Annotated in this window: 20 protein-coding genes; 7 read left to right on the top strand and 13 right to left on the bottom strand. The window is 65.9% G+C overall.

Translation table 11 applies throughout. The features are described 5' to 3' along the window. Positions 1-153 precede the first annotated feature (153 nt). The 3 genes from LAJ50_RS02355 (at position 154) to LAJ50_RS02345 (ending at position 2,492) form a co-directional block, all read left to right on the top strand. Positions 154-345 (top strand): type II toxin-antitoxin system Y4mF family antitoxin, encoded by a 192-nt coding sequence (locus LAJ50_RS02355; protein ID WP_205961513.1) that lies wholly within the window; start codon positions 154-156, stop codon positions 343-345. Next, positions 342-1,625 (top strand): type II toxin-antitoxin system HipA family toxin, encoded by a 1,284-nt coding sequence (locus LAJ50_RS02350; RefSeq protein ID WP_138652050.1) that lies wholly within the window; start codon positions 342-344, stop codon positions 1,623-1,625. Before LAJ50_RS02355 ends, LAJ50_RS02350 begins: the two co-directional genes overlap by 4 nt. Positions 1,626-1,688: 63 nt before the next feature. Then, entirely contained in the window at positions 1,689-2,492 is an 804-nt protein-coding gene (locus LAJ50_RS02345) for a hypothetical protein (RefSeq protein WP_138652048.1), read from the top strand. A gap of 105 nt (positions 2,493-2,597) precedes the next feature. Here the strand turns inward: LAJ50_RS02345 and LAJ50_RS02340 are convergent, their stop codons facing one another. Together LAJ50_RS02340 and LAJ50_RS02335 are read right to left on the bottom strand one after the other, a co-directional pair. Next, positions 2,598-3,863: a DNA sulfur modification protein DndB gene (locus LAJ50_RS02340; protein WP_138652046.1), complete on the bottom strand. Its 1,266-nt coding sequence runs from the start codon at positions 3,861-3,863 to the stop codon at positions 2,598-2,600. Continuing rightward, positions 3,863-4,375, bottom strand: a complete 513-nt coding sequence (locus tag LAJ50_RS02335; RefSeq protein ID WP_138652044.1) for a hypothetical protein — start codon at positions 4,373-4,375, stop codon at positions 3,863-3,865. Before LAJ50_RS02335 ends, LAJ50_RS02340 begins: the two co-directional genes overlap by 1 nt. Before the next feature lie 1,008 nt (positions 4,376-5,383). Between LAJ50_RS02335 and LAJ50_RS02330 the strand changes: the two genes are divergently transcribed. The 3 genes from LAJ50_RS02330 to LAJ50_RS02320 all read left to right on the top strand — a co-directional run bounded on the left by LAJ50_RS02330 (position 5,384) and on the right by LAJ50_RS02320 (position 9,254). Further along, positions 5,384-6,313, top strand: coding sequence for a LysR family transcriptional regulator (locus LAJ50_RS02330; protein WP_165424085.1), 930 nt, complete (start codon positions 5,384-5,386; stop codon positions 6,311-6,313). Positions 6,314-6,484: 171 nt separating this feature from the next. Further along, positions 6,485-7,876, top strand: coding sequence for an aldo/keto reductase (locus LAJ50_RS02325; protein WP_205961512.1), 1,392 nt, complete (start codon positions 6,485-6,487; stop codon positions 7,874-7,876). A gap of 4 nt (positions 7,877-7,880) precedes the next feature. After that, positions 7,881-9,254 (top strand): sodium-dependent transporter, encoded by a 1,374-nt coding sequence (locus LAJ50_RS02320; RefSeq protein WP_138652042.1) that lies wholly within the window; start codon positions 7,881-7,883, stop codon positions 9,252-9,254. A gap of 41 nt (positions 9,255-9,295) precedes the next feature. Here LAJ50_RS02320 and LAJ50_RS02315 read toward each other — a convergent pair whose 3' ends face one another. Further along, entirely contained in the window at positions 9,296-9,601 is a 306-nt protein-coding gene (locus tag LAJ50_RS02315) for a putative quinol monooxygenase (RefSeq protein ID WP_130550412.1), read from the bottom strand. Next, positions 9,598-10,275, bottom strand: a complete 678-nt coding sequence (locus LAJ50_RS02310; protein ID WP_138652040.1) for a type 1 glutamine amidotransferase domain-containing protein — start codon at positions 10,273-10,275, stop codon at positions 9,598-9,600. The genes LAJ50_RS02315 and LAJ50_RS02310 overlap by 4 nt, the downstream gene beginning before the upstream one ends. Before the next feature lie 161 nt (positions 10,276-10,436). Between LAJ50_RS02310 and LAJ50_RS02305 the strand changes: the two genes are divergently transcribed. Then, complete coding sequence (locus LAJ50_RS02305; RefSeq protein WP_240792488.1) at positions 10,437-11,300, top strand: LysR family transcriptional regulator; 864 nt, start codon at positions 10,437-10,439, stop codon at positions 11,298-11,300. Between the two features lie 108 nt (positions 11,301-11,408). Here LAJ50_RS02305 and LAJ50_RS02300 read toward each other — a convergent pair whose 3' ends face one another. The 9 genes from LAJ50_RS02300 to LAJ50_RS02260 form a co-directional block, all read right to left on the bottom strand. Beyond that, positions 11,409-13,973 carry a glycoside hydrolase family 3 C-terminal domain-containing protein gene (locus LAJ50_RS02300; RefSeq protein WP_138652036.1) on the bottom strand — a complete coding sequence of 855 codons (2,565 nt, stop codon included), beginning with the start codon at positions 13,971-13,973 and terminating at the stop codon, positions 11,409-11,411. 81 nt (positions 13,974-14,054) lie between these two features. Then, a complete protein-coding gene (locus LAJ50_RS02295) occupies positions 14,055-16,337 on the bottom strand; it encodes a TonB-dependent receptor (RefSeq protein WP_138652034.1) in 2,283 nt (760 codons plus the stop codon). A gap of 443 nt (positions 16,338-16,780) precedes the next feature. Continuing rightward, positions 16,781-17,278 (bottom strand): flavin reductase, encoded by a 498-nt coding sequence (locus tag LAJ50_RS02290; protein ID WP_205961511.1) that lies wholly within the window; start codon positions 17,276-17,278, stop codon positions 16,781-16,783. A 17-nt stretch (positions 17,279-17,295) separates the two neighbouring features. Beyond that, positions 17,296-18,249 carry a PDR/VanB family oxidoreductase gene (locus LAJ50_RS02285; protein ID WP_138652032.1) on the bottom strand — a complete coding sequence of 318 codons (954 nt, stop codon included), beginning with the start codon at positions 18,247-18,249 and terminating at the stop codon, positions 17,296-17,298. 79 nt (positions 18,250-18,328) lie between these two features. After that, positions 18,329-19,093 (bottom strand): SDR family NAD(P)-dependent oxidoreductase, encoded by a 765-nt coding sequence (locus tag LAJ50_RS02280; RefSeq protein WP_138652030.1) that lies wholly within the window; start codon positions 19,091-19,093, stop codon positions 18,329-18,331. After that, on the bottom strand, positions 19,090-19,596 hold the full coding sequence (locus tag LAJ50_RS02275; RefSeq protein WP_130550405.1) for an aromatic-ring-hydroxylating dioxygenase subunit beta: 507 nt from the start codon (positions 19,594-19,596) through the stop codon (positions 19,090-19,092). Before LAJ50_RS02275 ends, LAJ50_RS02280 begins: the two co-directional genes overlap by 4 nt. Continuing rightward, positions 19,593-20,870 (bottom strand): aromatic ring-hydroxylating dioxygenase subunit alpha, encoded by a 1,278-nt coding sequence (locus LAJ50_RS02270; protein ID WP_138652028.1) that lies wholly within the window; start codon positions 20,868-20,870, stop codon positions 19,593-19,595. Before LAJ50_RS02270 ends, LAJ50_RS02275 begins: the two co-directional genes overlap by 4 nt. Before the next feature lie 36 nt (positions 20,871-20,906). Then, on the bottom strand, positions 20,907-21,485 hold the full coding sequence (locus LAJ50_RS02265) for a nuclear transport factor 2 family protein (protein WP_138652026.1): 579 nt from the start codon (positions 21,483-21,485) through the stop codon (positions 20,907-20,909). After that, the gene (locus LAJ50_RS02260) at positions 21,482-21,844 is read right to left on the bottom strand and encodes a hypothetical protein (RefSeq protein ID WP_138652024.1); all 363 of its coding nucleotides are present in this window, start codon (positions 21,842-21,844) and stop codon (positions 21,482-21,484) included. Before LAJ50_RS02260 ends, LAJ50_RS02265 begins: the two co-directional genes overlap by 4 nt. Between the last annotated feature and the right edge of the window lie 15 nt (positions 21,845-21,859).

The following is a 21,859-nucleotide window of genomic DNA, read 5'->3' as shown; positions in this document are numbered from 1 at the left end:
AGGATCAATGTGCCCGACCGGGAATAAAGCACTTGCACTCAGCGTGGTTCTCCGATAATTTTACCGATCGGTGTCATTTTCGTGCCAGCCTAGGCAATGTCTACAAGTCGTTCCCGAACGGGAAAAATTCCTCAGATAAGCGATGCCGCCGTCGTGGGTGCTGTCGTGCGTCAGGTGCGCAAGGCTCATGGCCTGACCCAATCCCAGCTGGCTGGCTTGGCCGGTACCGGCGTGCGCTTCGTCAGCGAGCTGGAACGCGGTAAGCCGAACGTCGCCTTGGACAAGGTGCTGGCCGTGCTGGCGGTGCTCGGGCTGCGCCTGCAAGCCGTCGAGGCCGAACCGTGAGTAACCGGTTGGAAGTTGAGCTGTTCGGCCGTCCCGCGGGCACGATTGCGATCTCCGGCCCGCTACGCAGCCCCGAGGACTGGACGTTCGCCTATCGCGAGGACTACCTCGCCTCGGCCAATCCGGTGGCGCTCTCGGTCTCTCTACCGCTGCGTCGTGAACCTCATGCCGGCGCCGCCGTACGCAACTGGTTCTGCAATCTGTTGCCGGAGGGCGCGGTGCGCGAAGCGGTCGTTGCGCGGCTAAGGATTCCCGATCGCGACGATTTCGCCCTGCTTGCCGCGATTGGGGGCGAGTGCGCGGGTGCGGTCAGCATTCGCACCCCGGATGCCGCGCCCGTCCGACTTCAGGACGAGGAAACCGACCTGGAAACCCTGCTCTACCTGCAGGGCGAGGACGCTGGCGAAGGATCCTGGGCGCTGGTAGGAACGCCACTACGGCTGTCGCTGGCCGGCGCGCAAGACAAGATCGCCGTAATCGTGGAACCGGATGGCCGCCTGCGCCTGCCGCGACTTGGCGAATCCAGTACGCATATCCTGAAACCGGATAGCCGCCGGTTCCGCGGACTTCGCGATCTCGAAGCCTTGGGCCTCACGCTGGCCCGCGCAATCGGCCTTGATGCCGCGTATGTCGTGCCGATCGAGGTGGCCAACCGCCCCGCCCTCCTGATCGAACGCTACGATCGGAAGACTGATCCAGAAGGAGACACGCAGCGCCTGCATCAGGAAGACTTCTGCCAAGCCCTGGGCTACCCAAGCGAACTTAAGTACGAAGTTCAGGGCGGCCCTGGCCTGCTCGCGTGCTCCCGACTGGTTCGGCAGTTGGGGCTTGGCCCCATCGCGGTGCAGGGCTTGTTGGATTGGGTTGCGTTCAATGCATTGATCGGCAACGCCGACGCGCACGCCAAGAACCTGGCGCTGCTTTGCGACAACAACGGACGCCGCCAGCTGGCGCCGTTCTACGACCTGGTGCCGACGCTTGCTCTACCGGAGAGCCTGATCGACCGCACGCCTGCGCTGCGTATCGGCGAGGCACGACGCATCGACGATATTTCCGCGGATGACTGGCGCGCCTTCGCCTCACAGGCCGGGTACGGGTCGCGCTTCGTTCTGCGTCGTGTCGTCGAATTGGCCGATGCAACTCTCAATCATTTATCGACCTCAGCCGCCAGCATCGTCCAGCATGGCGGCGGCGAAGCACGCGTCAAACGGGCGGCGCATACCATCGCCGAGAACGCCCGACGAACTCGAGACCGCATCGCCGGACCTACGGCAAACTGACTCCCTCCCGGTGTCGGCTACTCACTTGCCACCCCCTTCTCGTGCCACATGAGGGCAATGCCTATGTACATCGCGTTGGATGACTGGCGTCGCTGGGCACCGGACTTAGCGACTTGGCTGGAGGAGCGTTTTGATACCGAAGTTCTAGAGCAGTTCGATTCGAACGTCGAACATGATTGGCTCGATTGGCTGGATCTTCGACAGGCGCAAATCGACGGGAATCATCTGGATAGTGTCGCGCTGTTTGAGCAGGTAGTCAGAGGTCGCTATGCCGGCGTGAAGGTTATCCACGCCACCCGTCTGGTTAGCCTAGATTCCGTGCGAGAACATGGACTGCGGGCGTGGTCCGAGCAGGAACTGACCGAGCAAGCACTGGAACGGTTCAGTGGCGCTGCAGACGGCAGGCGACTGGGAATAGCCATCGAGCACTGCAATCCCCGACATCGCGGTGGCCGAGTGTACTCGTTCGCTTCGCTTCAGCATGCGCTTGGTACGCCGCACGAAGACCGGTCGGGGAAGGTCCCGTCATTCGCCCTGCATGGCGGTGAGTTTCTCGCAGCCGTGGCCATGAGGAGCGGAATCGAGGAGCAACTGCCCGGACACGGATACCTCTTGGCATGCAACCTGCCTTGGGCATGGCTGGACCGCGATCAAATCACCACTCTAACCAAGGACATTCTGCTCTCAGCAATCACCACTCGCTTCTTCAATCCAGGCGACTACAGAATGGTCGGGAGCCATGAATGCATTTCCACAACGCGAGACATTCCGCCTAGACACATTGAGCTAGTCGCGAACATTGAAGACCTCAGGGATCGCGACGATCTGACCGCGGAAGATATTCCGTGGCTACTGTTCCAGCTGTAGTGGTCGCCGCATACGAAATCACATTACTCGACAATCCGCAGGAACAGCATAGCCTGCATGCGAATTGAGCCTGACCCAGAGACCTACAGAGACGAAATAGTCGACCTAGAGCACCGGATTAGGTAGTCGGCGTCGGGGATCCTCGACGAATGCACGATAGCGCTCGAGCAACTGCTGCCTCTTCATGGGCAATCTCATCATGTGTCTCCCCAAATCCAGCGCCAACTCCTTCCCTTTAAGATTCATTACACCACGACTTGGATTCCAGATGACATCCCGGAAAGGTGGTTGACTGAGTTCGACCGGAAACTCTGAGAATGCCTTTATAGCTGTCGGCAAATCGCTATCGTGCTCTTGCGCATACTCGATTGCTAGCCGCGTAATGATCTCCAGGCCAACAGGCCTAAAAAGCAAGTGACCGCCTTGTTCGTGGCGATAGCGTGGCGTCACGCGCTCTGGAGACTTCGATACAAACAGCGTCCTAACCGGTCGAAAGGTGGTTGATAATGCCTCGAAGAAGGTCATTGCAACTTCTCGGTAGTAATCTAACCGCTCGTCACTAGGCCTATTGAAGCGCAACTTCACTTCGACTCTTTGTCTTTCGCCAAGTCTGCCACGAGCAAGATCATGTACAAAAATTCGCTTGAGCACGTCATATAGATTTGAGATCGTCGTAAGGGACCCGCGATGGGCGCCCGTCAGGTTATGACTAGTCACGACAGCGATCTTCGGCGAGCTGAACCAGGCCTCATCCTCAACGAGCCTGCGCACAGTGATGGCCATCACATCGTCCTCATCCAGCGCAATAATGTCTCGCTTGGTTACCGGTACGGCCGTCTTGTTGAGCGTAGTAAAAAGCCGACGTGTTCGTTGAAGACCTGCCCGGGTCTTCTTATGACCGACCACAATGACAGGCACTAAATCTTCATGAATCGCCTGCTTGTCAGACAGTATTTTTTTTATGCCCGCAAGACGATGTTGCCCATCTACGGCAAACATGCTTTCCTTGCCAGTAAGATATAAAAATCCCAAATTGTCCGTTGCATCACCTGGAACCGCGTCCACAATCTTATTTCGACTGTGCGCCTTAAGATGCCCAATTTCCAGCCAATGAGGGTCCCCCCCATAAGTCGCCAGCACCAGTGAACTGAAGAATCTTTCTGAGTTCTCCGTTAGGTACTGTGCAATGCGATCGGCGCGACGTCCTTCTAGCACGCGTTGAATCAGTCGGGACAGTTCTTTATCCTTGTGTATGTCGTGGGCGTAGTCCACCCGCAGCCCCAACTCTCTGATGGGGAACAGGCATGTGTAGTACACCCAATCTCCAAATTGCCCGCGTAAGGCTGGGAGCACCATAGGTTCCTTCTTCATTAGAACCTCACCTTTCTTACCTTCGTGATCTCGGCGGAAAAATCCATGAGATTGATTGGCGGCTGAACTGCATTCAAGAACGAAGTTTCGAGCTTCTTCAGACTTACACGGCGATCCGTGATTTGCGCGTAGCTGAAAGTTAGCCCTTCCTTCCAGTTCTGAAGCATAAGGACCACGCTCGGCCTTGCCTTCCGTCGTTTGTGTTCGTTTAGGTACTGCCCGTAGCGCGTATGAAGGTGCGCCTTTCCTTTTAGACCAGAAACACCGGCATACATTACATAACCGTGCGGTGGCAGATTGTGGTCACCAAGTTCCACGCTGAAAACGTATATTCCGCGCACCTTTGGAACTTTAGTCTTGTTCGCGGGAGTGAAAGGGACACTGTGCCAAGTCAATCCATAGGCATCCCTGAAGGCCTTCCAACTCTTGAGATCCAAGAAAAAACTCCAGGTGCCTGCCTTGAGTTCTTTCGTAGCGTCTATGATGTCAAACGGCTTCTTTCGCGAAACCATGCATCCTTCCCCAGATGGCGCGGTCGAATCAAGTTTTCTGGCCGTGAGAAGCGGGCCAAAAAGGAGTTTAGTTTCAGCATTTCACTTTCTCGCAGGAACAGCACCCCCAGTATTGTCAGCCCCCTACCTTCACCAAGCCTCAGTCCAGTATCCACCCTCCGTCACGTCGCAGCGTACGTAATTTGCTCTATTGGACTGCTCTGCCGAGGAGCGGATGCGGATCGAATCCACGCTATCCGCACGTTCCAGTCCTCAGATGTTCTTGCTCGCGACGCGCGCACTTGATTGCATTCCACTGCCGGCAATGGCGATTCGCAATGTTGAGCGCTGGCTCGACGGACGTGTCATGTGTGCAAATGGCTGCACACGAATCGCACACGTCGCCATGTAAGCCACTGATATCAAAGAATTTTCTCCCCGTTCCATCATGGGCGCAACGGACAACGTTTTCCCTTGGTACATCAATTGCTTATCTCGTGAAATCCATGACATGAACAGGCTGCGCGCACGCGTTCCCGCGCCAGACGCCTCACTACGGCGCGCCCTTGCACCCAGAGCGCAGGCGAAATGGCGACGATCGCCGGCTTCCTCTTTGGATGGCAAGTTCCAGGTTCGACGCGCGCCATCGTATGCGAGCGAGGCTTTCCTGCGTCATGCAGATGCCCGCAAGGGGGCCAGCGCTGCCGGGAGCCGGTCGATCCGGGCCGGGCACCGCGGCGCTGATACAGGGTAGCTCGACCCCGGTTGCCAGCGCGATGCGGCCGGAAGGTCTCTGCAGGATCTGGTGGCGAGGTGGACACCCAACAATGAGTCCATCCGACCCTGGTTGGAAGGCGCCACGGGGGACAAGTCGGCAACGACAAATGCATGCCGTTGCCCAAGGTTTCGGCAGCACAACTGCGCCGCCATCTTGGATGCCGCACCAGGCCATCCCGCGCGCGCCGGGGCCGGCGCGGGCGATCCGTGCCTGCTATAAAAGCGGCGTCGCGATCCCCGCCGCCGGCCGCCATGCACAGCCTCAATTTCCGCTATCTCTACGAATCCCATCGCCTGGGCTCCATGCGCGCGGCGGCCGACAAGCTGGGGGTGGCGGTGTCCTCGATCAGCCGCCAGATCGCGCAGCTGGAAGCGGAGGCCGGCGTGACCATGATCGAGCATGGCCGCCGCAACATCATCCTGACCGAGGCCGGCGAGCTGGGCGTCCGCTTCTACCAGGAACAGCTGGCTCACGGCGAGAACTTCGAGTCGCAGCTGGCCGACCTGAAGTCGCTGCGCTCGGGCCGGGTCAAGCTGGCCCTGGGCGAAGGCTTCATCGGCAAGGGCCTGACCGAGGTGGTCTCGGCCTTCACCAAACGCCACGCCGGCATCACCCTGAGCGTCCACATGGTGGTGTCTTCCAACGAGGTCACCCGCATGGTGGCCGAGGACGAGGCCCACCTCGGCCTGATCTACGGGCCGACCGACGATCCGCGCATCCGTATCCAGCACGCCGTACCGCAGCCGCTGTGCGTGGTGATGAAACACAACCATCCGCTGGCCAGCCGCGACAGCGTCCGACTGGCCGACCTGGCCAGCTACAACCTGTGCCTGCCCGAGGCGTCCAACCGCACCCGCCAGCTGCTGCGCCAGGGCGAGGCCGCCGAACAGATCACGCTGGAGCCGTGCGTGACCTCCAATTCGATCAACATGATCCGCGACCTGCTGCACTCCGGACAGTTCATCACCCTGTTCTCCGTCCTGGCCGCGTCCAAGGAACTGGCCAAGGGTCAGTTCGTGGCGTTGCCGCTGGACAACCCGGCCTTCAGCGAACAGACGCCGGTCTCGCTGATCCGGCGCCTGGGCCGGCGCCTGCCGCCCGGCCCCGCGCAGCTGATGACCATGCTGGAAAGCTACCTGCGCGGCCTGCCGCAGCTGGACAAGGGTCGCATCGCGCCCTGACCTGCGCCTGGGCGGCAGAACGTTGCAGCCGCGGCAACTAACTCAGCCCCTAATGCCAACCCGATTCACGGATGCTTTCCTGGCCCAACCACCTTTTGGAAATGGCGCCGCCGCCCCGCTCCGGGGCATCGGGACCGGCGCGTTTTCGCCCCAATGGAGCAACAGGAATCCGTGGCTGCAGAACACAACGACAGCTTTGAACTCTACGACCTCAAGGTCGAAGCCGTGGCCCCACCGGGCGCAAAGGTCTACAGCGGCGCGCAGCCGGGCGACTACTTCGAGCTGAAGGGCGAGATGCTCTACCTGCCGCCAGGCCAGGGATTCTCGATCTACTCGCTGTCGGCGGTGCTGCCGCTGCTGGCGGCCAAGCAGCGCGAGACCGCGCCGCTGGACTGGATGACCTCCGACGAGGAAATCGCCAATCCCGATCCCAACTGCCCGGTGCGCCTGAGGATCACCCGCACCGGCAAGCGCACCTTCAGGCGCGCCGACACCACCGCCGTCGCCCTGCCCGCGTCCGCGCCTGCCGCCACCGGCGTGCCGCGCGCCACGCTGGCGCCGGGCTATGACATCTCGCGCCTGATCAAGGGCGGCTGGCACCTGTCCGGCGACCATGGCGCGATCGATCGCGACCAGGCGCTCAAGGACATGGCCAGCTTCGTCGAGGCCGGCATCACCACCTTCGACTGCGCCGACATCTACACCGGCGTCGAGGAGATGATCGGGGACTTCCGCGCCGCCTATCCCGCGCTGGCCAAGTCGGTGCGCGTGCACACCAAGTTCGTGCCGGACCTGGCCGCGCTGGACCGCGTCGACCCGGCGCTGGTCGAATCGAGCATCGACCGCTCGCTGCGCCGCCTCAAGCAGGAATCGCTGGACCTGGTGCAGTTCCACTGGTGGAACTTCGGGATTCCCGGCTATGTGGAAGCCGCGCTGGAACTGGCGCGCCTGCAGCGCGCCGGCAAGATCCAGCATATCGGCGTGACCAATTTCGACGTGCCGCATCTGGCCGAACTGCTCGATGCTGGCGTGCGCGTGCTCAGCCACCAGGTGCAGTACTCGGTGCTGGACCACCGCCCCGAGCACGGCATGGCCGCGTTCTGCCAGGCCAACGACATCGCCTTCCTGTGCTACGGCACGGTCGCCGGCGGCTTCCTGTCCGAGCGCTGGCTGGGCAAGCCGGAGCCGACCGAAACCTTCGCCAACCGTTCGCTGGTCAAGTACAAGCTCATCATCGAGGACTTCGGCGGCTGGGCGCTGTACCAGGACCTGTTGCAGGCCCTGGCCGCCGTCGGCGCCAAGCATGGCTGCGACATCGCCACGATCGCCAGCGCCGCCGTGCTGACCCGCCCCAACGTGGCCGCCGCGATCGTCGGCGCCACCAGCGCCGCGCATCTGGACGCCCATCGCCGGGTGGGCAGCGTGGCGCTGGATGCCGACGACCTCGCCCTGATCCAGGCCGTCACCGCGCGCCGGGTCGGACCGCTGGGCGATGTGTACGGCTTGGAGCGCGACATCGCAGGCCGCCACGGCCGCATCATGAAGTACGACCTGCACAAGTGACCCGATGAGCATCGCCGCCCCCGCACGCCGCGCCTGGTCGTCCAACCTGCTGTTCCTGATCGCCGCCATCGGCACCGAGGCAGGGATCGCCAATGTCTGGAAGTTCAGTTACCTGGCCGGGGTCAACGGCGGCGGCCTGTTCGTCGCGCTGTACTTCATCGCGCTGATGGTGCTGGCCATCCCGGCCCTGATGGCCGAGATGCTGCTGGGCCGCATCGGCGGGCGCAGCGTGGTGGGCAACATGCAGGTACTGGTGGAACGCTATGGCATCGGCAAGGCATGGAAGTCGTTCGGCTGGCTCGCGCTGATCAGCATCTTCCTGATCCTGAGCTTCTACTTCGTGGTCTGCGGCTGGATGCTGTACTACTTCGTGCTGTCCATCACCCGCGGTTTTTCCGGCGTCACCGCCGAGAGCGCCACGCAGATGCAGGCCACGATGATGGACAGCCCCATCGCCATGCTGGCGTGCTCGGGCTTCTTCGTCGCCACCACCGCCTTCGTGATCAGCTTCGGCGTCAACAAGGGCATCGAGCGCGTGGCCGGGATCCTGACGCCGCTTCGCTTTCTGATCCTGATCGGCCTGCTGGTCTTCGCGGTGGTCTACGGCAGCGCCGGCAAGGCCGCGCGGTTCCTGTTCGTGCCGGATTTTTCGCTGATCAGCTGGGACATCGTGATCGCCGCGGTGGGCCAGGCGTTCTTCTCGCTGGGCATCGGCGTGGGCGTGATGATGACCATGGGCGCCTACATGAAGTCGGAGTACTCGATCTCCAGGGCCGTGGTCACCGTGGCGATGGCGCAGGGGCTGGTGGCGCTGCTGGCGGGCATGTCGATCTTTCCGCTGGTGTTCCAGTTCGACCTGGCGCCCGCGCAGGGCCCGGGCCTGATCTTCGTGACCCTGCCCGTCGCGTTTTCGCAGATGCCCGGCGGCGCGGTGTTCGGCGCGCTGTTGTTCATGCTGCTGTCCTTCGCCGCGCTGACCGCCACGATCGTGATGCAGGAATCGATCGTGGCCTGGCTGGAAGAGCGCACCGGCGCCTCGCGCCGTCGGCTTGCCTGGCTCTCGGGCCTGGCGATCTGGCTGACCGGCTTCATCACCGTGTTCTCCTTCAACCGCTGGAAGGACGTGCACCCGCTGACCTGGCTGGGCGTGGCCTCGACCAGCACGCCGTTCGACCTGCTCGATTACCTGACCTCCAACATCCTGATGCCGCTGGGCGGACTGATGGTGGCGCTGATCGCCGGCTGGGCGCTGTCGCGCGAGGTGGTGGCCAAGGAGCTGCGCATGACCCATCCGGCGCTGTTTTCCGCCTGGCGCATCGCCGTGCGCTACGTGGTGCCGATCGGCCTGGTGATCATCTTCATCTCGATCCAGGGCTGAAGCCGCGCCACGGCCGCCGACGGCGGCCATGGCCGGGCCCCTCACCCGACGGACGTCAGCAGATCGACCTGGCGCTGGACCAGCAGCGGCACGATGCGCGAGGCGACCAGTTCGCGGTAGTGCGCGGTGTTGCGGTGCGCATCGATCGCGGCGGCATCGCGATAGCGTTCGATCAGCACGATCACTTCCGGCGCAGCGCCGCTCTCCAGCACCTCGTAGCCAAGGCACCCCGGCTCGGCCAGCGACTGTCGCTGCAGCTGCGGCAGCAGTGCACGCACCTCGGCGATGGCCGCGGCCGCGACCGTCCAGCGGGCCACGACCACGATCGGCGCCTGGGACGCGCTCATGCCCGGCCCTCCAGCGCCGCGACGACGGCCTGGGCGAGCGGACCCGCGGACGCCGGGTTCTGCCCGGTGATCAACCGGCCATCGACGACGACATGCGGCTGCCAGTCCGACGCCGAGGTGTACAGCGCGCCCTCGCCGCGCAGGGCCGTTTCCAGGTCGAAGGGCACATCGGCGCGCGCATACCCGTCTTCCTCTGAGGTCGAGAACCCGGTCACGCGCTTGCCCGCAAGCAACGGTGTGCCGTCATCGCGCTGGATGCCGAGCAGCGCCGATGGCCCGTGGCAGACCGCCGCGACGGGCATGCCCGCGTCCCAGGCGCGCCTGATCACCGCCTGCACTTCGCGGTTGCCGGTGATGTCCACCATCGGGCCCAGGCCGCCGGGCACGAACACCGCGTCGTAATCCAGCACGTCAACCTCGGACAGCTTGCGGCTGCGGGACAGGCGGCGGATGGCCTTGGCCTGGCGGAACGCCAGCTGCGCTGCGTCCGAAGCGTCGTAGCCGTCTTCCGGCACTTCGCCCCCGGCGGGAGACGCGTACTCGACGGCGATACCGGCCTGGTCGAAGACCTCGAACGGGTGCGCCACTTCCGGAAAGAAATAGCCGGTAGGCCGATGATGCGGGCCGATCTCGCCGGCATTTGTCATAACGAACAGGACATGCTTGACGCTCATGGCGTTCTCCTTGGGTGGATGGGGATCCGGCGCAAGCCGGTGGGGAGACGATAGGAGACGCGAGACAGGGCGAGTAGACACCTGGCGCCTGACAGATTGTAAAATCCGATTGGACAAATAGCCGGAGGCGGGCCATGGCCCTCCTGGATGAACTGCGCGCCATGGCGATCTTCGCGACGGTGGTGCGCTGTGGCAGTTTCGCTGCGGCGGCGCGCGAGCTGGGATTGACCCGCGCGGTGGTCAGCCACCATGTCGGCGCGCTCGAAACCCGCCTCGGCGTGCCACTGGCCCAGCGCAGTACGCGCAGTTTCAGCCTGACGCCGGCGGGCGAAGCGTTCCGCGTCCACTGCGAGCGGCTGCTGGATGAGGCCTTCGATGGACTGCGCGGCATGGAGCTGCTGCGCGCCGAACCGCAGGGCGAAGTGCGCCTGACCTGTTCCCACCACTTCGGCAACAAGCGCATCCTGCCGGCGCTGTTGGCGTTCCGGCGGCGCTATCCGGCGATTCGCCTCCATATCGCGATGGGCGATGCGAACGTGGATCTCGTCCAGCAGGGCGTGGACCTGGCCGTCCGCGCCGGCCCGCTGCCCGACTCAACCCTGTATGCGCGACCGCTGGTGCACGAGGCCACGCTGCTGTGCGCATCACCTGCGTATCTGAAGCGCTACGGCATGCCCACCACGCCCGAGGAGCTCAAGCAGCATCGCTGGGTAGTCTATCCGCCGAGCCAGCGGCACACGCAGATCCAGGTCGATGGTGCGCGCATCGAGATCCCGGTGCAGGGCGACATCGTCACCGACAGCGCGGTCTCGCGGCTGGCGTTCGTGCTGGCAGGCGAAGGCATCGCACGCCTTCCGATGTACGACGCGGCCGCGCCGCTGGCCGCGGGCGAACTGTTGCGCGTCCTGCCGCAGGCCGTCACGGCGCCACTGGACATCTATCTGGTTCACTCGAGAAAGATCGGACCCGGCGCGAAGCTGCTGCGGGACTTTCTGCTGGATGCGGCCCGCAACAACGGCTGGTGAGCAGGCGGAGGCTTCTTCTCGCGTTCGCGCACAGCCGCGCGATGCGTTTGCGACGTCGCCACGGCGATCCACTCCCGCACGCCGCGGCAGGACCCTGCGCTGGTGGCCTCAGAACGTCCTGGCGTCGGCGATGTCCGCGGACGAGGTGCCCACTTCGAGGCGATAGCTGCCAGCGGGCCGTTTCCAGCCGTTGTCGGCGGTGTCCCAGATCCTGCCGGCGTCGGCCGAAACCGGAATCTCCACCACCGCGCTCGCACCGGGAGCCAGGGTGGCCTGGGCGAAGCCGACCAGCTGCCGCGGCGGTTCACCGGCGCCGGCCGGGTAGGTCAGGTACAGCTGCACGGTCTGCGTGCCGGCGCGCTGGCCGGTGTTGGTGACGCGCACGCTGGCGCCGGGCACGTGCTGGCCGGCGACCGGCCTCAGCGCGAACTCGGACAGCGCGAAGCGCGTGTACGACAGGCCATAGCCGAACGGGAACAGCGGCTGTTCGCCCGTGGCGTGGTAGCCGCGATAGCCGACCAGCAGCCCGTCGTCGTAATCGGCCTGGGCGTTGACGCCGGGGAAGCGCGCCTGCGGCAGCAGCAACGGATGGTCCTCGCCGCGCGGGAAGGTCACGGCCAGGCGGCCGGTGGCGTCCACATCGCCATACAGCACCGCGGCGATCGCGTTGCCGGCCTCTTCGCCCGGATACCAGGCCTGCACCACGCCGGCGACCTGGTCCAGCCAAGGCATCGTCACCGGACCCACCGTGTTGAGGACGACCACGGTCTTCGGGTTGACCGCGGACACGGCGGCGATCAGCGCGTCTTGGTCACCCGGCAGCGACAGCGAGGTGCGATCCATGCCTTCGGAGACGTGGTCGCCGACGAACACCAGCGCGACCTCGGCCTTGCGCGCCACGTCGACCGCGGCCGCGATCCTCGAATCGGAGGCGGGTTCCCAGCCCAGGCGCGCGCCGGGATGCGACAGGCCCGCACCGCTGGCGTAGTCCACGCGCAGCTGCACGGCCTGGCCGGCGGTCAGCCGAGCGACGCCGTGGCTAGTACCGCTGAAGCTCTGCTTCCAGGTCCTGGCGATCTCCACGCCATCGACGAACAGGCGCAGGTCGCTGCCGCCGGTCACCGAGAAGCGATACAGGCCGCTGCTTCTCGGCACGAGTGTCGCGTTCCAGCGCGCGGAAAACGGCTTGGGCAGCGACTCGGGCACCTTGTCGATCATGTCGATCGTCGCCTCGGTACGCGTGATCGCCGGCGCCCCTGCGAATTCGTTGTTGGCGTAGTACCGCGCGGTCCAGCCATGGCCCTGCAACGCACTGCCCTCCATCAGCGGCAGCGGCTTGATGCCGGCGGTGCCGGGGGCGTAGTTCACCTGGGTGGCCCTGGGCGCGCGGCGCTGCAGGCCATCGAGCGGCGTCACGATCCGCATGCCCGGATAGTTGACGAAGCCGCCGTAGCGCTCGGTCGCGCTGACGTTGGCGCCGGCGTCATCACCGATCACCGCCAGGGTCCTGAGCGAAGGCGACAACGGCAGCACGCCACGGTCGTTCTTGAGCAGCACGATGCCGCGCTCGGCGATCTCGCGCGCCAGCGCAGTGTGCTCGGGGGTACGCACGTCGGCCTTGACCTCGCGCGGCAGCGGATGGTCGACCAGGCCAAGGCGGAACATCGGTGTCAGCACGTTCAGCGCCAGTCGGTCGATATCACGGCCGGTGATGCTGCCGTCCTCGACCGCCGCGGCCAGCGGCGCGCCGTAGAAATCCTCGAAGCCGAACGGGTTCTTGCCGCCCGGCATGGAGATGTCCATGCCCGCCTTGACCGACGGCAGCAGGCTGCGATGGCCGAAGTACCAGTCAGCCACGATGAAGCCATCGAAACCCCATTCCTTGCGCAGCACATCGAACCCCTGCGCGTTCTCGCACGCATACACGCCGTTGATGCGGTTGTAGGCGCACATCACCGAGCCGACCTTGCCGTCCTGCACCGCGGCCTTGAACGCCGGGTAATAGATCTCGTGCAGCGCACGCTGCCCGACCCGCACGTCCACCGCGTTGTAGCCAGGCGCATCGCCGAAGCGGTCGGTTTCCTGGTTGTAGGCGGCGAAGTGCTTGGCGTCGGCCATGATCGGATGGGTCTGCACGCCCTGGATGATCGCCGTGCCCAGGCGCGCGGTCAGCAGCGGATCCTCGCTCAGGGTCTCGGCCAGGCGGCCCCAGCGCGGCGAGCGCGCGATGTTGATGGTCGGTGCCAGCACGACGTTGTGGCGCTTGCCGGCATGCTCGGCGCCCAGCGCCACGCCGTAGCGATACAGCAGGTCCGGGCTCCAGCTCGATGCGGCCATCATCGGCGCCGGGAACACGGTCACGCCGGTGGTGCCGTTGCTGACGCCGGCCGGGCCATCGGCCATGCACAGCTCGGGCAACCCCAGTCGCGGATTGGCGGCGATGTGGCCGATGCACGGATTGACGCCGGTGCCGATGTCGTCGAGTTCCACGTCGCCGTTGAGCAGCTTGAGCTTTTCCTCCAACGTCATCTGCGCCAGTACCGCGCGGGCGCGCTCGGCGGCCGGCCTGCCGGCGTCCAGCCACGGGCGCGACGTGGTGTCGGCCGCGATCGCAGGTGCGCACAGCGCGATGGCAAGCAGGGAGAGCGTGACACGCAACGGGCGTCGGAGCATGGAGACCAGCCTGGGTTCTCGGGAGATACGTCGAACGGCGAGGCCACCGTCGCCGGACGGCGGCCTCGCCGGGGACAACACTTACAGCTTGTAGGAGAAACTCAACACGAAGGTGCGCGGGCGGTTGATGTACACGTTCCACGGGGTGGCGCCGTAGGCCACCGCATCGTAGTTGATGGCGGTGTCGTCGTTGGTCAGGTTGGAACCGGACAGCGCGATCGTCCACGGGCCCTTGCCGATGCTCACGTGCGCGCCCAGCAGCGAGTACGCATCCAGCGGCATGTAGGTGTTGACGCTGTCGTTGAAGTCGGTGGCACGCGCGCCGGTGTAGGAGTAGTCGGCCCCGATGTTGCCTTCCAGGCCGTCGCCCAGGCTGGCCAGCGAGAACGCGTAGTCGACGTTGGCCGAGGCGGTCCACTTGGGCGAGTACGGCAGGCGGTCGCCCTTGTTGCCGTCGCTGGGCGCCGGGTTGTTCTTGGACAGCTTGGCGTCGTTGTAGCTGCCCGACACGCCCAGGGTCAGGCCGTCGGTGGGCTGCGCCTGCAGCTGGAATTCGAAGCCGGTCACGTCCGCGCCGCCGCCGTTGGCGGTGTACGGGAAGGACAGCGTCCCCGAGGTCGCCTGCGAGGTGACCTGGATGTCGCTCCAGTCGATGTAGTACGCCGCGGCGTTGAAGATCAGGCGCTGGTCCAGCCAGCTGGTCTTGAAGCCCAGCTCGTAGTTGACCAGCGAATCGGCGTCGTAGCCGCCCGGGATGCTGACGTTGGCAAGCTCGGCCGCGGTCTGGTCGTTGACACCGCCAGGCCGGAAGCCCTGCGCGATCTGCAGGTAGCCCATCACGTCGGGGCTGAACTTGTAGCTGGCGTTGAACCTGCCGATGAAGCCGTTGTCGGACGAACTGCCGGCCAGGCCATAGCCGGTGCCGGCACTGCCGCCGGCGCGGGTGATGCTGCGCGGCTGCGATTCCAGGTCGAACTTGTAGTAGCGGCCGCCGACGGTCAGGTCGAGCTGGTCGTTGACCGCCCAGGACACTTCGGTGAAGGCGGCCTGTTCTTTCAGGCCGGTCTGCAGGGTGCGCTCGAGCAGGGTCGGGCCGCCCACCTCGGGATTGCCCGCCGCGTCGGCGTAGGGCCACACGCTGCGGAACAGGCGGTTCTGGTTCTGCTGGTACAGGCCGGCCAGGAACTGCACCGGGCCGTCGAAGGTCGAGGCGAAGCGCGCTTCGTAGGTGTTGACCGCGCGCGTGTTGGGCTGGCGCAGCTGGCTCAGGCCGGTGGTGTAAGGATCGAGGCCGAAGTACAGGCCGGCCACGTAGGAGGCATCGCGGCTGTAGGTGGTCTGGCGGTCGAAGCGCGAGGCGGTGGCGGTGAAGGTGCCGTACGGCTGGGCGTATTCGAGCTTGAAGTTGTAGAGGTGGGTGTTCTCGTCCCACGGATTGCGGGTCAGGTCGGCCTGGTTGTAGTGGCTGCCGCTGGAGATGACGCTGCCGTCGTAACCAGTGACGTTGTAGTAGCTCTTGCCGTCCTGCTGGGTGCTCTGCTGCATCACCATGGCGGTGATGGAGAGGTCGTCGGTCGGGGTCCACAGCGCCGAGACGCGGCCGGCCTTGCTGGTCTCGCCGTTGATGCCCTTGTCGAACTTGCTGTCGATCCAGCCCGGCAGCTCGGTGCCGAAGCCGGCCACGCGCACGGCGAAGATGTCCTTCACGATCGGCAGGTTGATCGCCACGTCGCTCTGGTAGCCCAGGTCGGCGCCCTTGGTGGCGCGCACCGAGGTGTTGATCTTGCCTTCGAATCTGGAGGTGTTGGGCTGGGCGGTGATGTAGCGGATGGTGCCGGCCAGCGAGCCGGAGCCGAAGGTGGTGCCCTGCGGGCCCTTGAGCACTTCCACGCGGTCCAGGTCGAACAGCTTCACGTCGGCCTGCTGGCCGCCGCCATCCTGCTCGTTGGAACCGGTGATCACCACGTCATCCAGATACACGCCGACCGTGCCGGCGCCGTTGGAGGTGATGCCCCGGATCACGTAGCGCTTGTCGCCCGGGCCGTTGTCCTGGACCGACAGGCCGTCGATCTGGTGGTAGAAATCCGAAAAATCCGTCGCCGCCTTCTTGTCGAAATCTTCCTGACCCAGCGCCTGCACCGAGATCGGCGTGTCCTGCACCGTGCTGGCCGCGGACATCTTGCTGGCGGTGACCTTGACGTTGCCCAGCAGCTTGGGCGCGGTCGCGTCGGCGGTCGCGGTGTCCTGGGCGGCGGCCGGCAGTGGCGCCAGCAGGGCCAGGCCAATCAGCACGGCGCGGTGGAGCTGGGAGGGTGCGAAGTCGGCGGCCTGGCAGCCCGATCGACGGTTGGACTTCGGATTCATGGGTTCCCCGATGAGGTATGGAGCGGTTGGGCGATGCGCGGACGCGCATTCGTCTGACTGAAGTGATGGCCAAACCGGCCTTCGTGATCACAACTCCTTGCCGCCGGCCCCTCCCCAGGCACCGGCGACACGGGATTGCGATCTCCTGCAATCCGCAGACCGATACTGTTTCGGCCGTGGTGGCAGGTCGATAACACATGGCGGGGAGTTTGTTGCTCATAACGCAATCGCCCGAGGCGCAGGCGGCCCCGCCGGAGTGCCACGGCAACAGATGCTGCGGGCGCGAAAAACCCCGCCGCGCAGGCACGGCAGGGTTCCGTCCTTGATCGATCGCCGATCGCCCCGCCGCGCATGCTAGCGCAGGCACGGGCCGCCCAAGCGGGCGGCGCTATCCGTCGGCCAGGTCACACCTGGATGGGCGCGCCCGTTCGGGCCGTGACGGCCTAGCCGGTGCCGAGCGCGTGGTAAGCCCGGTCGAACCAGACCAGGCCGCCGGCCTGCGCGGCCAGTGAGACGCCCACCACCTCGCAGAAGAACACGCTGTGGGTGCCGACGTCGCTGACCTGGCTGATCCGGCAATCCAGCGCGGCGCTGGCATCGGCCAGCACCGGGGCGCCGGTCACCAGCTCGGTCCAGTGGTCGTAATCGAAGCGCGCGGCCGCCTCGGCCGGCGTGGCAAAACGCGTCGACAGCGCCTGGTGGTGGCCGGCCAGGACGTTGACGCACAGCGTGCCGTTGTCGCGGAAACGCTGGTGCGAGCCGGAACGGCGGTTCATGCACACCAGGACCGTCGGCGGACTGTCGGTCACGCTGCAGACGGCGGAGGCCGTCATGCCATGGCGCCCGGCCGGACCGGCCGTGGTGATGACGTTGACCGCGGCGCCCAGGCGGGACAGGGCGTGGCGGAACCGTTCGCTGGTCATGGTGTCGATGGCGTCCATGGCCGCCCCGTGTGCCCTCACAGGTCCAGCACCAGGCGCGGACTGCTGGCGCGCGAGCAGCACAGCAGCATCTGGTCGTTGCCGGCTTTTTCCTCGTCGGTGAGGAACACGTCGCGGTGGTCGGGCACGCCCGAGAGGACATTGGTCAGGCAGGTGCCGCACACGCCTTCCTCGCACGAGACCTGGATCTTGACCCCGATGGCCTGCAGCGCCGAGACAATGCTCTGCCCCTGCGCGACCTGCAGCACCTGGCCGGTGCTGGCCAGCTCCACCTCGAAGCCGCCGCCGCTGGTATCGACCTCCGCGGTGAAATACTCGCGATGCACGTTGGCCGGCGCATGGCCGGCGGCGGTCGCGCCGGCGATCACCCAGTCCATGAAACCGTTCGGCCCGCACACGTAGACATGCGTGCGCGGGGCTGGCGGCGGCAGGCTGGCCAAATCGAGCCGGGCACCGCCCTGGTCGTGGTAGAGCCGCACATGGTGCGCAAACGACGCCGCTCGCAGTTCCTCGACGAAGGCGGTGTGCTCGGCCGCGCGCGTGCAGTAGTGCAGCTCGAACGCGCGCCCGGCCGCCTGCAGCGCATGGGCCATGGCGATCATCGGCGTGATGCCGATGCCGCCCCCGACCAGTACCGAGTACGCCGCGTCGCCGGCCAGCGGAAACAGGTTGCGCGGCGCCCCGACGCCGACCGTGGCACCTGGCAGCAGCCGGTGCACCGCCTGCGAGCCGCCGCGCGTGGCCGGGTCCAGCAGCACGCCCAGTCGATAGCGCGAACGGTCGGCCGGGTCGCCGCACAGCGAGTACTGGCGCACGAGCCCGTCGGCCAGGTGCAGGTCGACGTGGGCGCCGGCCTCGAAGGCGGGCAGCGGCGCGCCATCGGGCGCCTGCAGGTCGAGCACCACGATCTGCGCGGTGTGTCGCTCGCGGCGGGCGACCTGGAGTTGGAGTGGAGCAGCGGAAGCGGACATGGCCTGACCTGCCTGGAGGACAGCACGCGACGCCACCGGGCCTCGCGCGAAGGGGAAACGAGGAAAGCGCCTGCGCGTCCTAGCGCAGGTAAAGACCGCCGTTGATGTCCCAGGTCGCGCCGGTGACGAACCCGGCGGCCGGGGAGAGCAGATGCGCGACCGTGGCGGCGACGTAGCTGGGATCGCCGAGCGCGCCGACCGGGATGTTTCCGAGGAACGCGCCCATCCGCTCGGCCGGCACCGTGCGATACACGATCGGCAGGTCCAGCGGGCCAGGCGCGACCGCATTGACCGTCACCCCGGACGGGCCCAGCTCGCGCGCGAACACTTTGGTCAGCGTCACGATCGCGCCCTTGGACGCGGCGTAATGCGCGCCGGTGGCGGTGCCGCCGTTCTGCCCGGCCAGCGAGGCCAGGTTGACGATGCGGCCGTAGCCGTTGGCCGCGAAGTGCCGGCCGAAGACCTGGCTGCCGGCGAACACGCCGCCGGCGTTGATCGACAGCACGCGCTGGAACTCGTCCGGCGCGATGTCCATCACCGGCGTGGCCACCGTGACCGCGGCGTTGTTGACCAAGGCCTGTACACCGCCCCAGCGCGCCTGCAGCGAGGCCAGCGCGGTCTCGAACGCGGCGTGATGCGCCACGTCCAGGGCCAGTGCGCAGGCGGTGGCACCGCTGGCGTCCAGCGTATCGGCCACGGCCCGGGCGGCCGCGCCGTCGAGATCCGACACGGCCACCTTCCAGCCGGCCGAATGCAGCTGCGCGGCGATGATCGCGCCCAGACCCTGCCCCGCACCGGTGACCAGCACGGCCTGCGCGGCCTCATTCGCAGATGCTGGGCTCACAGCAGATAGCCAAGCGCATGCAGCGCGTCCGACGAATTGACCAGGCGCACGACCTTCTGGTCCAGCTTCAGGCCATCGCCATCGGCCAGCAGGCGGTATTCCACCTCGGCCGCGTACAGGCGCTGCACCTGCAGGCGCTGTTCGACCAGCACCATCGCCGCGCGCAGCTCCAGCAGGCCTTCGCCGCGACGGGTCACGCGGAAACGCGACACCGTGCGCACGGTGCGCGCCGCCGGCGCGGCCGAGATGGTGAAGCCGCCGCTCAGGCGCCGGGTGCGCATGGTGCGCATCTGCGCATCGTCGTAAGCCACGTTGAGCGTGTTCTCGAAGTCGGTCTCGTCCGGCTCGATCGGGATCACGTAGTGACCGGTGTCCGACCACAGCGCCAGCCAGGCCGGGTAGTCGTTGTGGTCCAGCAGATCGGCTTCCAGCCAGATGAACTCGGATGCCTCCTCGAGGGAGATCGTGCGCGCCTGCGGCGCCAGTGCGGTCACGGCGCTCATGCGGCCATCATCCTCTTCCACTGTGCGTACGAGGCGCGCATGCCGGTCTCGGCACTGACATCGCCCAGCGGCCTGCCCGCGTCGGAGGTGGTTTCCAGTCCGAGGCTGCGATTGAGCAGGATCCACACGTCATCGCCGCCGGCCTGAACACCGCGCTGGACGCGCTGCCAGGCTTCGGCATCGTCGGGCGTGCCGAACCCCATCGGCCCCTGGAAGTGCTCATGCAGCCGCAGGCGCGCACGGTTGGCCGCAGCCGGGCCGCCGTCCATCGTGATCACCATGTGGTTGATCTCCGTTTCCTCGACCGAGATCGGGCGCAGCTCGCGGAAGAACGCCATCGAGCAGGCGATGTTGGGGAACAGGTTGAGGTTGAAGCCAGGGCCGCCGACCGCACGCACGATCCGGCGCACCTGCGCGTCGTCGTGGCCTTCGGCGGCGAGTTCGTCGGCCAGCGCCTGGAAGCGCTCGGGAATCGGATCGTCCAGGTGCTCATCCAGGTCGACCAGCTCCGGGATCATGACCATGACGCTGTGGCCATTGCCCAGATCCTCGACGCTGCCCTTGCGGCCGACGAAGGTGAACAGTTCCTCGGTGCTGCCGTCGAGCGACTGCAGGAACGACTTGTGCACCACCGGGAAGTGATACGCATCGGTGGTGTTCTCCATCTGGATCTTCCAGTTGCCCGGGAAGCGGAACTTGTGCTCGCCCGCGACCTTGATCGGGTAACCGGCGCCCTGCTTCATGAACAGGTCCATCCACTTCCTGGCCGGGCCAAGGAAGTCTTCCAGCGGCTCGATGTCCTCGCGGAAGGTGGCGAAGATCATTCCCGCGTATTGCGCAACGCGCAGCGAACGCAACGGGAACCGGGTCTTGTCGAAATCGGCGGCATAGCCTTCCGGATGCGGCACGCCACGCAGGGCGCCGTCCAGGCCATAGCTCCAGCCGTGGTACGGGCAGACGAAGCTGGCCGTCTTGCCCTTGCGGCCTTCGCACACGGTCGAGGCGCGATGGCGGCAGCGATTGAGGTGCACGTGCACCTCGCCCTTGCGATCGCGCACCACGATCACCGGGTGCAGGCCGACGTGGGTGTTCTTGAAGCTGCCCGGCTGGGGGATCTCGCTGACGTGCGCCACCCACACCCAGGTGCTCTCGAAGATGCGCTGCATCTCGACGTTGAACAGCGCACGATCTTTGTACATCGCGCCATGCACGCGGTCGGGCTGGACCCACTGGTCCAGATCGACCGGCACGGGCGCGGGGGCGGCGGTTTGCATGTGGATCTCCTGCCTGGCGAAGGGGGGTCTGGAAGCTCAGCGCGGGCGCGGTTCGGGCACGACGGCGGCGTCGTCCCAGGGATGCGCGCAGGCCTGGCTGAACAGATTGGTGGTGGTGAAGTGGGCAATGCGCCAGCGGCCCAGGTCGAACCGGAACTCGGCTTCGATGCGCGCGCTGCGCAGGGTCGATTCCCCGCTGGTCAGGGTGGACGCCTGCAGCATCACCCAGCTGCCGTGCGCCAGCTGCGCGCTGTCGGCATGGATGGTCTCGGAGGTGAGGTAGTGGACGTTGAGCGCGAAGTGCGGCGTCGGCCCGCGATAGCCATCGAGGAAGTCGACGATCGCCTGGCGGCCTTCGTGCCGGCCGAACGCGGCGCTGTACTTGCCGCCACGCCCTTCCCACAGGGCGTCGGCGGTGAACAGCGCGCCCAGCTCGTCCATCGGCGTGGACGCGTCCAGCTGGTCGCACAGGCGCATGTACTCGGCCATGACCCAACGGCATGCGCTTTCGGCCTCGTGCTGGGCCACGCGCCGTTCCAGCGTCGCCAGCTTGGTCGCCAGTTCCTGGACCGTGGGCTCGCGCAGACGGCTGCGGGTGACGCGCGCGGCGCTCATGCAGGCACGGCCAGCTCGCGGCCCAGGCGGGCTTCCACGCGCAGGTACTTCCACAGGCGGTACTCGCCGATCTGGATGGTGCGGAACAGGTTGCATGCATTGACCACGGCCTGGCGGTCGGCCGCTTCGACCAGCAGGTAGCAGGTCCACGGCCAGCCGCTGGGCGAGGTGCCGACCATGGTTTCGTCATCGTCCATCGTGCCCAGCAGGCGCAGGCCCGGCATCGTGTTGACGCCCTTGAGCATCTCGCCCACGGCCTTCCACACCGTGCCGATCTCGCTGCCCCGCAGGTCGAAGAAGTTCTGGGTGACCGCGATGCACAGCAGCGCGCGGATCGGATAAGGCGTGGCATCGGACATGGGCGTACTCACTTT

Source organism: Pseudoxanthomonas sp. X-1, from assembly GCF_020042665.1.
In the GTDB taxonomy this organism is placed as follows: Bacteria; Pseudomonadota; Gammaproteobacteria; order Xanthomonadales; family Xanthomonadaceae; genus Pseudoxanthomonas_A; species Pseudoxanthomonas_A spadix_A.
The sequence above is the reverse complement of the archived record's forward strand: the minus strand, read 5'-3'. Positions and strand labels throughout refer to the sequence as shown.

Bases quoted from the DNA above. Each gene is read 5' to 3' on its own strand.
- LAJ50_RS02275 (WP_130550405.1), bottom strand. From the start codon at position 19,596: ATGAGCGCCGTGACCGCACTGGCGCCGCAGGCGCGCACGATCTCCCTC.
- LAJ50_RS02260 (WP_138652024.1), bottom strand. From the start codon at position 21,844: ATGTCCGATGCCACGCCTTATCCGATCCGCGCGCTGCTGTGCATCGCG.
- LAJ50_RS02290 (WP_205961511.1), bottom strand. From the start codon at position 17,278: ATGGACGCCATCGACACCATGACCAGCGAACGGTTCCGCCACGCCCTG.
- LAJ50_RS02345 (WP_138652048.1), top strand. From the start codon at position 1,689: ATGTACATCGCGTTGGATGACTGGCGTCGCTGGGCACCGGACTTAGCG.
- LAJ50_RS02320 (WP_138652042.1), top strand. From the start codon at position 7,881: ATGAGCATCGCCGCCCCCGCACGCCGCGCCTGGTCGTCCAACCTGCTG.
- LAJ50_RS02295 (WP_138652034.1), bottom strand. From the start codon at position 16,337: ATGAATCCGAAGTCCAACCGTCGATCGGGCTGCCAGGCCGCCGACTTC.
- LAJ50_RS02300 (WP_138652036.1), bottom strand. From the start codon at position 13,973: ATGCTCCGACGCCCGTTGCGTGTCACGCTCTCCCTGCTTGCCATCGCG.
- LAJ50_RS02340 (WP_138652046.1), bottom strand. From the start codon at position 3,863: ATGAAGAAGGAACCTATGGTGCTCCCAGCCTTACGCGGGCAATTTGGA.
- LAJ50_RS02265 (WP_138652026.1), bottom strand. From the start codon at position 21,485: ATGAGCGCCGCGCGCGTCACCCGCAGCCGTCTGCGCGAGCCCACGGTC.
- LAJ50_RS02270 (WP_138652028.1), bottom strand. From the start codon at position 20,870: ATGCAAACCGCCGCCCCCGCGCCCGTGCCGGTCGATCTGGACCAGTGG.
- LAJ50_RS02315 (WP_130550412.1), bottom strand. From the start codon at position 9,601: ATGAGCGCGTCCCAGGCGCCGATCGTGGTCGTGGCCCGCTGGACGGTC.
- LAJ50_RS02285 (WP_138652032.1), bottom strand. From the start codon at position 18,249: ATGTCCGCTTCCGCTGCTCCACTCCAACTCCAGGTCGCCCGCCGCGAG.
- LAJ50_RS02335 (WP_138652044.1), bottom strand. From the start codon at position 4,375: ATGGTTTCGCGAAAGAAGCCGTTTGACATCATAGACGCTACGAAAGAA.
- LAJ50_RS02310 (WP_138652040.1), bottom strand. From the start codon at position 10,275: ATGAGCGTCAAGCATGTCCTGTTCGTTATGACAAATGCCGGCGAGATC.
- LAJ50_RS02330 (WP_165424085.1), top strand. From the start codon at position 5,384: ATGCACAGCCTCAATTTCCGCTATCTCTACGAATCCCATCGCCTGGGC.
- LAJ50_RS02305 (WP_240792488.1), top strand. From the start codon at position 10,437: ATGGCGATCTTCGCGACGGTGGTGCGCTGTGGCAGTTTCGCTGCGGCG.